This is a genomic window from Carboxylicivirga marina (assembly GCF_016612505.1).
In the GTDB taxonomy this organism is placed as follows: domain Bacteria; phylum Bacteroidota; class Bacteroidia; order Bacteroidales; family Marinilabiliaceae; genus Carboxylicivirga; species Carboxylicivirga marina.
Map to the genome: position 1 here is coordinate 53366 of NZ_JAENRR010000026.1, position 13649 is coordinate 67014.

11 protein-coding genes and 1 riboswitch are annotated in these 13649 nt (G+C 40.9%); of the genes, 5 read left to right on the plus strand and 6 right to left on the minus strand.

Annotated features, from left to right (window positions below; translation table 11 throughout):
* Nucleotide 1 precedes the first annotated feature (1 nt).
* The 6 genes from cbiE to JIV24_RS12115 are packed head-to-tail and all read right to left on the minus strand — an operon-like array spanning nucleotide 2 to nucleotide 5588.
* On the minus strand, nucleotides 2-1225 hold the full coding sequence (gene cbiE, locus JIV24_RS12090; protein ID WP_200465302.1) for a precorrin-6y C5,15-methyltransferase (decarboxylating) subunit CbiE: 1224 nt from the start codon (nucleotides 1223-1225) through the stop codon (nucleotides 2-4).
* Complete coding sequence (gene cobJ / locus JIV24_RS12095) at nucleotides 1218-2621, minus strand: precorrin-3B C(17)-methyltransferase (RefSeq protein ID WP_200465303.1); 1404 nt, start codon at nucleotides 2619-2621, stop codon at nucleotides 1218-1220. The genes cbiE and cobJ overlap by 8 nt, the downstream gene beginning before the upstream one ends.
* Before the next feature lie 2 nt (nucleotides 2622-2623).
* Nucleotides 2624-3340: a precorrin-2 C(20)-methyltransferase gene (gene cobI / locus JIV24_RS12100; protein ID WP_200465304.1), complete on the minus strand. Its 717-nt coding sequence runs from the start codon at nucleotides 3338-3340 to the stop codon at nucleotides 2624-2626.
* Between the two features lie 6 nt (nucleotides 3341-3346).
* Nucleotides 3347-4213 (minus strand): sirohydrochlorin chelatase, encoded by an 867-nt coding sequence (locus JIV24_RS12105; protein ID WP_200465305.1) that lies wholly within the window; start codon nucleotides 4211-4213, stop codon nucleotides 3347-3349.
* Nucleotides 4206-4988, minus strand: coding sequence for a uroporphyrinogen-III C-methyltransferase (gene cobA / locus JIV24_RS12110; protein ID WP_200465306.1), 783 nt, complete (start codon nucleotides 4986-4988; stop codon nucleotides 4206-4208). Before cobA ends, JIV24_RS12105 begins: the two co-directional genes overlap by 8 nt.
* 3 nt (nucleotides 4989-4991) lie before the next feature.
* Nucleotides 4992-5588 (minus strand): precorrin-2 dehydrogenase/sirohydrochlorin ferrochelatase family protein, encoded by a 597-nt coding sequence (locus JIV24_RS12115; RefSeq protein WP_200465307.1) that lies wholly within the window; start codon nucleotides 5586-5588, stop codon nucleotides 4992-4994.
* 215 nt (nucleotides 5589-5803) lie between these two features.
* Nucleotides 5804-6007, minus strand: a riboswitch (cobalamin riboswitch).
* A 628-nt stretch (nucleotides 6008-6635) separates the two neighbouring features.
* Here JIV24_RS12115 and JIV24_RS12120 point away from each other — a divergent pair.
* The 5 genes from JIV24_RS12120 (at nucleotide 6636) to JIV24_RS12140 (ending at nucleotide 13606) form a co-directional block, all read left to right on the plus strand.
* Nucleotides 6636-7838, plus strand: a complete 1203-nt coding sequence (locus JIV24_RS12120) for a saccharopine dehydrogenase family protein (protein WP_200465308.1) — start codon at nucleotides 6636-6638, stop codon at nucleotides 7836-7838.
* Nucleotides 7817-8986 carry a carboxynorspermidine decarboxylase gene (gene nspC / locus JIV24_RS12125; RefSeq protein WP_200465309.1) on the plus strand — a complete coding sequence of 390 codons (1170 nt, stop codon included), beginning with the start codon at nucleotides 7817-7819 and terminating at the stop codon, nucleotides 8984-8986. Before JIV24_RS12120 ends, nspC begins: the two co-directional genes overlap by 22 nt.
* Nucleotides 8987-8993: 7 nt before the next feature.
* Complete coding sequence (gene speB / locus JIV24_RS12130; protein WP_200465310.1) at nucleotides 8994-9857, plus strand: agmatinase; 864 nt, start codon at nucleotides 8994-8996, stop codon at nucleotides 9855-9857.
* The gene (speA, locus tag JIV24_RS12135) at nucleotides 9858-11753 is read left to right on the plus strand and encodes a biosynthetic arginine decarboxylase (RefSeq protein ID WP_200465311.1); all 1896 of its coding nucleotides are present in this window, start codon (nucleotides 9858-9860) and stop codon (nucleotides 11751-11753) included. It begins immediately after the preceding gene.
* A 1682-nt stretch (nucleotides 11754-13435) separates the two neighbouring features.
* Nucleotides 13436-13606, plus strand: coding sequence for a hypothetical protein (locus tag JIV24_RS12140; RefSeq protein WP_200465312.1), 171 nt, complete (start codon nucleotides 13436-13438; stop codon nucleotides 13604-13606).
* Nucleotides 13607-13649 lie beyond the last annotated feature (43 nt).

Consider the following 13649-nt stretch of genomic DNA (forward strand, 5'->3'; position numbering starts at 1 on the left):
CTTAAAAAGTTGATTCTGAATGTTCAGTATTCTGGCTTAAGGGTTTAGTAGCCTGAAAAACAGTGACTGGATTATGTGCATCCTGCTGCAAAAGCATTTTATCTGTTATTTGTAATGATGTCATCTTGATGGCTTCTTGAAAAGCATCGACCGCTTCCTTACTCACAGCATTAAACACCATAATCCCTCCCGGAAGCAGATGTTTGCTGAGTTGCTCCACCATCTCAGCCAGGCGTCCACCATGCCCACCAATAAACACACGATCAGGAGCCGGCCAATTACTAAGGTCGTACTCATAAAAATCGGCAATTACAGATGTAATACCCGGCATTCTATACTTGTATTGATTCATTTGCATCAATTGGCGTGATTCCTCACGCTTTTCAATTGAAAACATATCTAAGTGTGGCGCTAATTGCTTGGCCTCAACAGAGATAGAACCTGTACAAAAACCAATATCCCAGCACACCTTTGCTTCATTGAGTTGTAACATAGACAATGACATCAGGCGAATGCTACGTTTTGTAATCATCTTCGGACGACCCTGTAAATGATGAAATTCACTTTCGGGAATACCTATCGACCTGTTGAAATGCTGAGTCTTTTGCAATATCAGACAATTGGGCATGACAGCATTAGACTGTGCCAGTTCATCGATGGACAAATTGCGAACTTTTTCACGCTCACCTCCTATGCGTTCGCCCAAATACACTGTATAATTAGTCAGACCAACGGCTTTCATGCGTTGCCCAATGACAGCTGGCGTTTTACGTTTATCCGTCAATACACCAATTAATTCGCTTCCTCTAATAAGCTCTTTATCCAGGTTGCTCCAAGGGCGGCCAGTTAAGGAAGAAACTACCATGTTGCCATATGGTAAATGACAACGGTGTGCCAGCATCTGCAAACTATAAAACGTTGGGTACACCTGCATGGCAGCATCTGGAAACTCACGTTTAATGGTGTTGCCAATGCCGAAAAACAGCGGGTCGCCGGATGCAAAAACGATAATACGATCGTTCACCGTCTTGTATTTCTCAAAGGTATCAGATAAAGGCACCACAAGCTCCAACCATTTATACTGTTTGGGCAATAATTCCTTCACTAGCTCATAATGGCGATGCCCTCCGGAAAAGGTGTGTGAATCAGACAAAAGCTGCTTTACCTCATCGGAGAAGGCAGGTTTGGACTCATCAGATATGCCTATGATATAAAAGCTACACATCGCGCCCGGGTTTGAGTGTTTCCGCTTCATCGCGCGACAAGACAGCATTTACAATGGTTGCTGCCAGATTGGAACCTCCTTTACGACCTTCAATACTGATAAAAGGCAGGTCATTAAAGGTCTGCAGACGGTGTTTCGACTCTTCCACATTTACAAAGCCAACAGGAGCACCTATAATACCAGCCGGTCGAAAACCTTTGATTCGCATCAGTTCAGTTAACTCAATGAGCGCTGTTGGTGCATTGCCAAACACAAATAAAGCATCGGGATGCTCTTCTACAGCTAAGCGGATGCCCGCCTGGGTACGGGTGATATTCTTCTCCTTGGCTAGTGAAGCCGTTCGCTTATCGTGCAGATAACACTTTATGTCAATGCCGTAACGCTCACAGGCTTTTTTACGAATGCCACTTTGCACCATGGTCACATCGGTAATAATAGTGCCACCTTGAAGCAGGTAATCGTTTATGCGTGCTACTGCATCATTCTTCACTCGCAGTAAATCTTTCATCTCAAAATCGGCCGTGGTATGTATACAGTGCATCATCACCCACTTCTCTTCATTGGAAATTGCCAACTCATCAAGCTTAGCAGCAATGTTTCTAAAGCTCTCCTGCATAATCAGCGGACCGGGAGCACCTTCCTCATCATATTTAGAGTAATAACCACGTGGTGTTATCATCTTCTCATCTGCCACAAAGCTTTGCGAATTGCCAATAATAACGATGGAAAACATATCCACTATCTCAGGGTTAAAATCGCCCAGGGTAGTTAGTGTCACTTGTTCTTCTTCGCGTGCAACCTGACGCACGATTGCCACCGGTGTTGATGCTTCACGCTCTTGAAGAAACAATTCCTGTAATCGATAGATTTGCCAATAACGCTTCTTACTGCGCGGGTTGTAAAGAACAGTCACAAAATCGCCGAATGCAGCCGCTTTCACGCGTTTCTCAATTAATTGCCACGGTGTAAGCAAATCGGATAAAGACAGAATCACAAAATCGTGGCTGAGTGGTGCCCCCAACTTAGCTGCAGCAGCCTGAAAGGCCGAAATGCCCGGTATAACTTCCACATCAACGGTTGATTGTTGCTTGTGAGCCATTTCCAACACCAGTGAAGCCATACCATAGATACCTGCATCGCCTGAACTGATAACTGCTACCTTGTGCCCAATCTCCGCTTTTTCAAAAGCAATTTTGGCCCGATCAACTTCCTGTCGCATACCTGTATCAATGCAATCGGTGCCTTCTTGCAAGTAGCTTTGTATAAACTGAAAATAGTATTTATAGCCTATAATAACATCAGCTGCTTTAATTGCATCAATGGCGGGTTTTAAAAATAATTCGGGACTACCCGGCCCTAATCCAATGACTTTTATGTGACCTGCATTTTGATTCATAACTACTGTTCTTTGTGCTTTGCTTTAATAATGATGATTGAGAAATAAGGTATGCGTCGTCCTTTTAGCTGATAAATATTCCTGGTTGTAAATTCCTTATCTGTCCCCATGTATTCGCCATAAAAGAAATCGACTTCAATACTTGCCAAAAATTCAGCAATCCATTCTTTTACTTTTGACACCTTCATCAACACCACCGTTTCGGTGCTTGCAATTTTCGTTTTGAGCTGCTCCTCACTTTCCACATCAGGCATAACCAATACTTCGTCAGTTTGCGTGCAAATGGGAGAAGCACTTAAGGCTCCGGCTAAAATAAAAGCCGGAACGCCCGGTATCATCTCGTAATCAACATTGGCTTTATTAAAATCATCAATCAAATAAGCAAACGTGCTGTAAAAGGAGATGTCACCTTCGCTAACAATGGCCACCTGCTTGCCTTGTTGGGATAATTCAATACTATCAGCCGCCAGCTTTTTATAGGTTTTCGTCACTGCTGCCCGCTTGTATTTCATCGCTACTTCCACCGGAAGAGCCTTTTTCAGGTCAATAGCCTGATGCTTTAATACACGCATGGCCATGCTATTGCTCTCTCCCTTTGAGTTGATGGTGGTGGGGTAATAAATCACATCTGCAGCTTGCAAAACCTTTAAAGCTTTTAATGTGATTAAGTCAGGATCGCCCGGTCCCAGAGCCACACCGTATATTCTGCCTTTCGCCATAGTATCTTAATGATGGTGTCCTTTACAATTATGCGAATGATGATGATGTCCATGGTGATGATGGTGCGGCGTATAGCTCTCAAGCACTTCTGTATCAAGATTACTAATTAAATCTACCTCGCCGGTTTCAACACGCCTGAGTCGTTTAAGCAGTATTTCCGAAAGCAACTTAGATTCACTCAACAAGGATGTTACATACACTTTGCGTTCAGGAAATCTGTCATTAAATTCTGAAAACAATGTTAAAGCTTTGTCCATGTAAACACCTGGAAAAAGGATATATGGCACCACCACAATATTTTTATAAGGTAAGCTCTCACAAATGGCCAAAGCGTCACTAACGGATGGATAGGTCATACGACTGCAAAAGCCCTGTAGTGCAAAAGCAAAATGATTGCTTTCCTGCACCATACGAGTAAGGCGAGCCAAGTCGCCATTGGCCTCGGGTTTTGATGCCCCAACGCCTAAGGCATAAAGCAAGGTGTCGGCATTTTCACCTTCTATATCTTTGGCGGCACGCTTAATCAGGTCATTTGATAAAGCGACCATTTCAGGACAATCGCCAATGTAGCTAGCCAACTTAATGCTTACATCGTATTTTTTCTGCAATTGAAACAAGATGCAAGGTATATCCCTCTGAATATGAACACCGGTAAACAAAAATAATGGAAGTGCATAAATGGAAGTAACACCTTTATTAACCAAGCGCTTAACACCTTCTTCGAAATCAGGCTCCGATAACTCTAAAAATCCGGCTTCCACCTCGCACCCGGGCACCAGCTGTGCAAATAGATGCACATAGTTCAAAAAGGCTTCTTCTCCTCTTTTAACGCGGGTACCATGACCACATAATAATATCCCTTTTTTAGACATGACTTAGTTCTTGTTTTGTTACTGTTTGTATAACAGGCTTTAGTTTGGAAGCATAGTTAACTACTTCACCTATCACCATTAGTGCAGGCGGTTTAAAACCAGCCTCCTGCATATCTGCACCAATCGTGTTAAGAGTAGATTTTAACATTGACTGTTGTGCATAAGTTCCCCAACGAATTACTGCCACCGGTGTATCACTTCCTTTTCCGCCTTGCTGTAATTCACTGGCTATGTGTGCAGCATTGCTAATACCCATGTACACCACCAAAGTATCACTGGCTTTGGCCAAGGATTGCCAGTCAACAGCATTCTTGCCGTTCTTTGCCGGATGGCCAGTCACAAAAGTAACTGATGATGCGGTGTGACGAGCAGTGACTGGGATTCCCATGTATGCAGGCACTGCCACTCCTGAGGTGATGCCAGGCACCACTTCGTAATCAATATCATGTTCGATGAGGGTCATGATTTCTTCAACACCACGGCCAAACACAAATGGATCGCCGCCCTTTAAGCGTACAATGCACTGGTTGTCCTCGGCATAATGCACTAACATCTCATTCAGTTCATTCTGAGGAAAGGTGTGCTTATCTTTCTTTTTGCCAACATACACCATCTGGCAATGTGGCTGACAATAATCTAACAAGTCTGTATTGACCAGGTAATCGTATAAAATCACATCGGCCTTTTTAAGCAAATTAGCAGCTTTCATTGTGATTAGTTCCGGGTCGCCAGGACCAGCCCCTACGAGCCATACCTTTCCGTAGTTGGTATTCATAAATTAAAGTTTGTCAGGTTCAACAGGGTTACTTTCTATCTTATGGATAATTTCATCTACCAGCGTCATCATATCCACCTTATCTTTCTCATTATCTGAAATCAACATTTGGCGTCTGACATCAGCAACAGCCTCTATCTCTTCGGGTGTAAGTGTCGATAATTTCTGCATAAAGTACCTACGCATGCGAGCCGATAAGGCAGGTGATTGCCCTTGCGTGGTAATGCCAATGTGCAGATCGCCTACCTGGCATGTTGCCGGCAAAATAAAGTCGCCTTCATCAACTCCATTGATACGGTTACTCAGCACTTGCTTGCTTTTAGCTCCTCTAATTATCTGTTTATTAAGCTCTAAGTTGTTAGTGGCGGCAAAAACCAGGAAAAAATCGTTAACATCACCCGTATGATAATGGCGATTGAGGTACTTGAATTGTTTTTGCTCGTTCAGCACTTTCAGGTCTGGTGTTAATTCTTTGGAAATAACAGTTACGGCAGCACCAGCCTGACAAAGCTTAATGACCTTTCTTTGAGCCACTTTACCGCCACCAACAACCAAACAAGGTTTGTTTTTTATATCAAGGTGAATTGGATAAAATTTCATAGGAATATAATTATGCACTACACAACAATGAAGTCATGAAGCACCATACATTCGTTCTTAAAGCTTAAAGATGGTAACCCTGAATACAGAAAAACAGACACAAAACCAGAGGAACTGTGCAGCGATAGGATGACGATTGCAGGCTACTATTCCTGCCATTAAAGTGGAAGTACTTTTTCATAGTTATCAAACTTTTAAACCCGAAAGCTTTGAATAAAAATATGTTTGCTATGGCAGGTTTTCTGACTTACTCCCTCCTAATTGCGCCTTCCCATTCGCCAATGGCGAAAAGTGACCTCTTGCAATGGAGTTAAAAGAGCTTACAGCTGCGGGTACAGTCCCGGATTTACACCGGATTCCCTCTTTCTGTCAAAGTCCGAATAGGTTGACTTTGACGCACCATTAATATGGCGGCAAATGTAGTATTATTTTATAATGGAATCCAAAGATAAGATGCATTTAATTCGGAAATTATTCTTTTATGAACACATAACACTCTAGTTAACTGCCTTATAGAAATGCAAATACCATCATAAGAACGTCAATCAATCATACCATCATGATTTAATTGACGTAATCATTATCAATACATGCTTTTCGGAAACCATAGCTTGCACTATAGTACTTTAAGCTTGATATTTGCGAAATACTTTAGTGTAATTTTTTTAGATGCTGTTTAGGAATCACCCTATGGTATGTTTTGATGATTTAAGTTTCATTTTCAAGCAAAAAATATTTAAAAAGCGATGCTATTGTTCATGTAGTACGTCTTATTATTTTCATTCACCAATTTAATACGCACCAATTTTGCATCAGATTGAACTTGATTCATCCAAAACAATTCACAAAAACAAAATTTAAACAGTTTCTTACTATTCTGAAAAAAGTTTATATTTGCGAGCTTTTAAAAAAAATCAGACAGTTAATAGATTTTTAACTCTGATTTACAATTAATTACACAAACGCTCTTTTACAAGTTTTATATTTTTGAGTTTTGACTCGATACCGAGTCATTACATTTTTTAAACAATTCAATTTTGTAAAAAAATGAACAAAGTTCTGATTATTGGCGCCGGAGGCGTAAGCAATGTAGTAGTGCATAAATGTGCTGCTGTTCCGGAAGTTTTTGGTGAGATTGTTTTAGCATCTCGTACAAAAAGTAAATGCGATAAAATCGCTGCAGACGTAAAAAAACGTCTTAACCGTGAAGTCATTACCGAGGCATTAGATGCCGATAAGGTTGAAGAAACGGTTGCTTTAATCAATAAACACCAGCCAAAGTTGGTGATTAACGTTGCCCTTCCCTATCAGGATTTGGCGATTATGGACGCTTGCCTCGAAACTGGCGTCGATTATCTTGATACGGCTAACTATGAGCCTAAAGACGAGGCCAAGTTTGAATACAAATGGCAATGGGCTTATCAGGATAAGTATAAAGAAGCCGGTCTAATGGCACTATTAGGTTCAGGTTTCGACCCGGGTGTAACCAATATGTTTTGTGCCTATGCTCAAAAGCATTTGTTCGATGAAATACACAACATCGATATTGTTGATTGCAATGGTGGTGACCATGGTCAGGCATTTGCGACCAATTTTAATCCTGAAATAAATATTCGTGAAATTACAGCCAACGGTCGCTATTGGGAACAAGGCGAATGGAAAACGACCGAACCACTTTCTGTAAAGCAGGATTTTAATTTCCCGGGTGTAGGAGTACGCAAAATGTACCTGATGTATCACGAGGAAATGGAGTCACTTTGTCAAAACATAAAAGGACTAAATCGCATCCGATTCTGGATGACTTTTGGTGAGGAATACCTAACACATTTGCGCGTTATACAAAACCTCGGATTAGACCGCATTGACGAAGTTGATTACAAAGGGCAAAAAGTAGTGCCGCTTGAATTCTTAAAACAGTTATTACCGGATCCAGGCTCTCTGGCCGAAAACTACACTGGAAAAACATCAATTGGTTGTGTAATTGAAGGGATAAAAGACGGTAAAAAAATACGTAAGTTCATCTATAATAATTGCGACCATGCCGAAACGTTTAAAGAAGTTGGCTCGCAAGCTGTTTCATACACCACAGGTGTTCCGGCAATGATAGGTGCTAAAATGATTCTTACAGGCAAATGGAAGCAGGCCGGCGTATACAACATGGAGCAGCTTGACCCCGATGCCTTTATGGAAGATTTAAAAACATACGGTTTACCTTGGCATGTTGAAGAATGGAGCAGTTCGGTAGAATAAAGCTTTCGCCTAAACAGCTGAGTGGATTAAAAACGCCTTGCTACATTGTTAATGAAAGTAAGCTTGAGGAAAACCTCAGGCTTCTTAAGTATGTTCAGGATAAAACAAATTCAAAAATCCTTTTAGCGTTTAAAGGTTTTGCCATGTGGAGTATGGCAAAGCTTGTTAAGCAATACTTGCCGGGCACATCGGCGAGTTCGGTAAGCGAGGCTATGCTAGGCCGCCACGAGTTTGGTGGCGAGCTACATTGTTATGCCCCGGCCTATTCGCAAGCTGATATGGAAGAGCATGTAAAGTTGGCCGACCACATTGTTTTTAACTCGGTTGGCCAATGGAACAGGTATAAAGAGCTGGTAAAGCAGCATCCGCATATCGAAACAGCCTTGCGAATCAATCCTGAACACTCCGAAACAGATACGGCTATTTATGACCCAAGTGGCCCCAATAGTCGATTGGGAACAACACTTGAGAATTTCAAAGCTGGCCTGGTTGATTTAGAGGGAATAAGTGGTTTGCATTTTCATAACCTGTGTGAACTTAATGCCGATGCATTGGAACGCACCTTATCGGTTGTTGAAGAAAAATTCGGCTTTTATTTCGATAAAATATCGTGGATAAATTTTGGTGGCGGGCATCACATTACCCGCCCCGATTACGATGTGGAAAGACTTATTCGTATTATTAACGATTTCAGAAGCAAATATAAGCTTAAGGTTTACCTAGAACCCGGTGAAGCTATAGCCTTAAATACGGGGGTATTGGTAACATCTGTTTTAGACTTGTTCAATAACGGAATGAAACTAGCTATTCTTGACACATCGGCCACCGCTCATATGCCCGATGTGCTGGAAATGCCTTATCGTCCTTTTATTGAAAATGCTGATGAGCCCCAAGAAAAAGCTCACACCTATCGTTTGGGTGGCATCACCTGCTTAGCTGGCGATGTTATTGGCGATTATAGTTTCGATAAACCTCTACAGATTGGTGACAAGCTTGTTTTTGGTGATATGGCCCATTATACCATGGTGAAAAACACCACTTTTAATGGCGTGCGCTTGCCTCTTATTTACAAGTTCAATTCAAACCAAAATGAACTTACTTTAGTGAAAGAGTTTGGGTATAATGATTACAAATCACGTTTAAGCTAAAGCAAAAATGAGCATAGATTTTGCAAAACACTTTTGTGGTGAAGATGGCTACTGCTTAGATTACAACGAAGCAAAAATTGTTATTCTTCCTGTTCCTTATGACGGCACAAGTACATGGATAAAAGGTGCCGACAAAGGCCCTGAGGCCATTATTGAGGCTTCGGGCACATTGGAAATGTATGATATCGAAACCGAATCAGACATTAGCCAGAAAGGCATTTATACCTTGCCACCCATTAGCGAAAATACCAGTCCTGAATTGATGGCTTTGGCAGTAGAAAATGAAGTCAACAATCAGTTTAAGAGCAATAAGTTTACAGTTCTTTTAGGAGGCGAGCATTCTGTTAGTATTGGTGCATTTAAAGCATACTCAGAAAAATATAATGACCTCAGCATCCTTCAGCTCGATGCGCATGCCGATTTACGACAAAAATACGAAGGCTCAGAATACAACCATGCTTGTGCCATGTACAAAGCGCAGGAATATGCTCATATTGTACAAGTAGGTATTCGTAGTATGTGCCAGGAGGAAAAGGCCTTTGTTAAAACAAGTAATATGTTTTTCAGGCATCAGATACGAAACAATAGCAGCTGGAAAAAGGATGTATTAAAAAAGCTAAAAAAGAATGTTTACCTCACCATCGATTTAGATGTTTTTGACACTTCCATTATGCCCTCTACTGGCACCCCCGAACCCGATGGGCTGCTCTTTAATGATGTAATTGAGCTGGTTAAAACCGTTGCAAATAAAGTCAATATAGTAGGCTTTGACATCGTAGAACTGTGTCCTAATAAGGATAACAAAGCACCCGATTATTTGGCTGCAAAACTTATTTACAAAATTTTAAGTATCATTTTTAAGAATAGATAAATGAGAAAGTGGACGATTGATGATTCCGTTGAGCTTTACAACATTCAGGGTTGGGGAATTAACTATTTCTCTATTAACGACAAAGGTAATGTTACGGTAACCCCCAATATAGACGGCAATAGCATCGATTTAAAAGAGGCAATTGATGAGCTTCAGGTGCGCGATGTTAATACCCCGGTATTATTACGATTTCCTGATATTCTGGATAATCGTATTCTTAAAATGAACGACTGTTTTAAAAAGGCAGGCAAAGAATATAATTTCAAAGGCGAAAGCTTTGTCGTATACCCCATTAAGGTTAACCAAACACAACCCGTTGTTGACGAGATTGTCAGCCATGGTAAAAAGTACAACATTGGTCTTGAAGCCGGCTCAAAACCTGAGTTGCATGCGGTTATTGCATCAAGCACCAATAACGATTCGCTTATTATTTGCAACGGTTACAAAGATGAAGATTACATTGAGTTAGCCTTACTTGCACAAAAAATGGGTAGACGCATTTTTTTAGTTGTTGAAAAACTGAATGAGCTTAAAATGATAACCTCCATTGCAAGCCGTTTGAAAATCACACCTAACCTTGGCGTTAGAGTTAAGCTTGCCAGTTCGGGTAGTGGTAAGTGGGAAAGCTCAGGTGGTGATGTCAGCAAGTTTGGTCTCACCTCAAGTGACCTTATTAAAGCAATGGATTATCTTGAATCTATCAATATGAAAGATAGTTTAAAGCTGATTCATTTTCATATAGGTAGTCAGGTTACAAAAATTAGACGCATTAAAATTGCCCTGCGTGAAGCCGCACAATTCTATGTACAGTTTCATCAGTCAGGTTTTAACGTTGAGTTTGTTGATATTGGTGGCGGATTAGGCGTTGATTATGATGGTACTAAATCGTCGTACAGCGAGAGCAGTGTCAACTATAGCATTCAAGAGTATATTAACGATGCTATCTCGTGCATGGTAGATGCTTCTGATAAGAACGAAATTACACACCCTAACATCATTACTGAATCGGGCCGTTCATTAACAGCTCATCATTCGGTATTGGTTTTTGAGGTATTGGAATCAAGTTCTGCCCCTGAATGGAATAATGACATCGAACTAAAGAAGGATGATCATGATTTAGTAAAAGAGCTATATGATTCGCGCGAACGATTAAATCAATCAAAGATGCTCGAAATATGGCACGATGCACAACTCATTCGCGAAGAGGCCTTAGATCGTTTTAGCTTAGGATTACTGGATATCAAAACACGTGCACAAATAGAACGCTTGTTCTGGAGCATTGCCCGCGATTTATACAAAATGGCTTCGAACCTTAAGCATGTGCCTGATGAATTTAACACCCTATCAAAGCTATTATCGGAAAAGTACTTCTGTAATTTTTCGCTTTTTCAGTCCTTACCCGATTCATGGGCTATCGACCAGATATTTCCTATCATTCCGCTACACCGACATAATGAAAGGCCAAATGTAGAAGCTACATTGCAGGATATTACTTGTGATTCTGATGGTAAAATTGAAAACTTTATTGCTACAAAAAACATTAGTTACAACCTGCCAGTGCATAAGCTAAAAAAAGATGAACCATATTATATGGGGGTATTTCTGGTGGGTGCATATCAGGAAATTTTAGGCGATTTACACAACCTGTTTGGCGATACCAACGCGGTACATTTGTCAGCAACAGACGACGGATACTCCATCGATCAGATCATTGACGGTGAAACAGTTGCCGATGTATTAGAATACGTACAGTACAACCCCAAAAAGTTAGTACGTACGGTAGAAACATGGGTCACCTCATCGGTCAAACAAGGAAAGATATCTCCTAAAGAGGGGAAAGAGTTTTTATCGAATTATCGTTCTGGTTTATATGGTTATACATATTTAGAGAAGTAATATTTAAGGTTGTTGGATTTACCTGATTGAATGGAGTATAAGAACATGGTTTTTACTTCCTTTTGTATTCGTACTCGACTGTAAAAGAAAGTAAAAGCATGGTTTGGGTCAGAAATTTAAAGGTTTTGAATTTAACTCCCTCGTGCCGGGCAATGTCATTTAGTTAAGCGTTAAGCATTCCCCTTCAACCCTACGGGTAGCTCCCCAAGTGGAGCATTTATGTACAGCTTGCATTTTTGGAATATATGCCCAACTGCCAATCAAATCTTCCCCTTGGGGAAGTGCCGCAGGCAATAGGGAAAAAAAAATCTAGACTATTTAATGTTCACTCAAGAGTATATAATTCCTTAACTAAATCTAAAGGCTTTAGCGAAGTCTTACCAGACAGGTTGCCTTTTGTCATTGCCACAAAAGGCAGAAAAAGGCTAGTCTGGCAAAATGTCCCTCGCGCTCAAACTAATTTCTATACATCTATTAAAAGTAAAGCCTTTTATCAAAGGCAAAAGCAAGCTCCTTTTAAGAAGTATCACGAAATTAGTTTTTCACCCCACCACTGGCTCCATTGCCAGACAGGCCAACGCACTGTCAAAACGCTGTTTTGATTGGGGAATGAGCCCGACGATAATTTCCAAGGATTCTGACATCAGCAACGTAAGCGGGGCACCCACTCAATGCAGCGAAGCATAAAAGAGATTTGGAATAGAAGCTGTTCATTATTAAATCTCTTGCTAAGCAAATTGAAAGTGGGTCGCTGAGTGCTGTAGTCAATGATTTTTTGCGAACTTTTTTATCAAGAAAAAAGTTTGAGCCCTCGCGGCTGGAACGAACGCCTTATCAGGCAGATTTTCTTTTACCATTGCTGTAAAAGAAACAATCCCGCTCATGATTTTTGTGAATTTTAAGGCTAAATTCATACAAAATCTATAGCGGGACTAGCCGGAAATAATGCCAACGCGCACCCAAGTACACCATTGAATTTCCCAGGGATCTGACATCAGTAACGTAAGCGGGGTACCCACTCAATGCAGCGAAGCATAAAAGAGATTTGGAACAGAAGCTGTTCATTATTAAATCTCTTGCGAAGCCAATTGATAGTGGGTCGCTGAGTGCTTTAGTCAGCGGGGTTTTTCGTTAGTTTTTGCCCTGTAGCAAAAAGTAACTCGGGTTTGGGCGAAGCGCCAAGATTATAGTCTTACCAGACAGGTTTCTCATGCTGAAATAAATAAGCATACTCAATTCTTATTTATTCCGATATCATTGCCACAAAAGGCAAAAAAAGTCTAGCCGGAAAGAATGTCCTCCCGCTCTTATCTCTTCTCAATAATTCTAATGAAGTAAGTCGTTTTTCAAACATAAAGGCAAGCCCCTTCATTGAATTATTAGTAGAAGAGACAATTCACCCCACCACTGGCCTTCACTTTCCGGCACGGCCAACGCGCCATCCAAGTACACCATTGAATTTCCGAGGATTCTGACAGCAGCAACGTAGATGGGCACTTTTCAAGCGAAGTGAACGTAGAATTAAAAGCTGTTTGAGACCGATGATTATCGGGTGAGTTCTTTTAATTCAGTGAATAAGATTAGAAAGGTCATCGAGTGCTGTAGTCAGCGGACTTTTTCTTCCCTTTTTTGACTGTAGAATTAGAGCAAAGCGGAAATCATGAGCACAATAAAAAACAAACATGAAGCGAACTAAAAAAGGGAAAGCCATCGCGGCTCATGCGAACGCCTTATCAGGCAGATTTTCTTTTACCATTGCTGTAAAAGAAACAATCCCGCTCATGATTTTTGTGAATTTTAAGGCTAAAATCCTACAAAATCGTAACTACTCACGTACTATTGTATTCTTCTAGATTAAGCAAACAGCTTCATTATTATTAGCTGCATTAAGGTGTA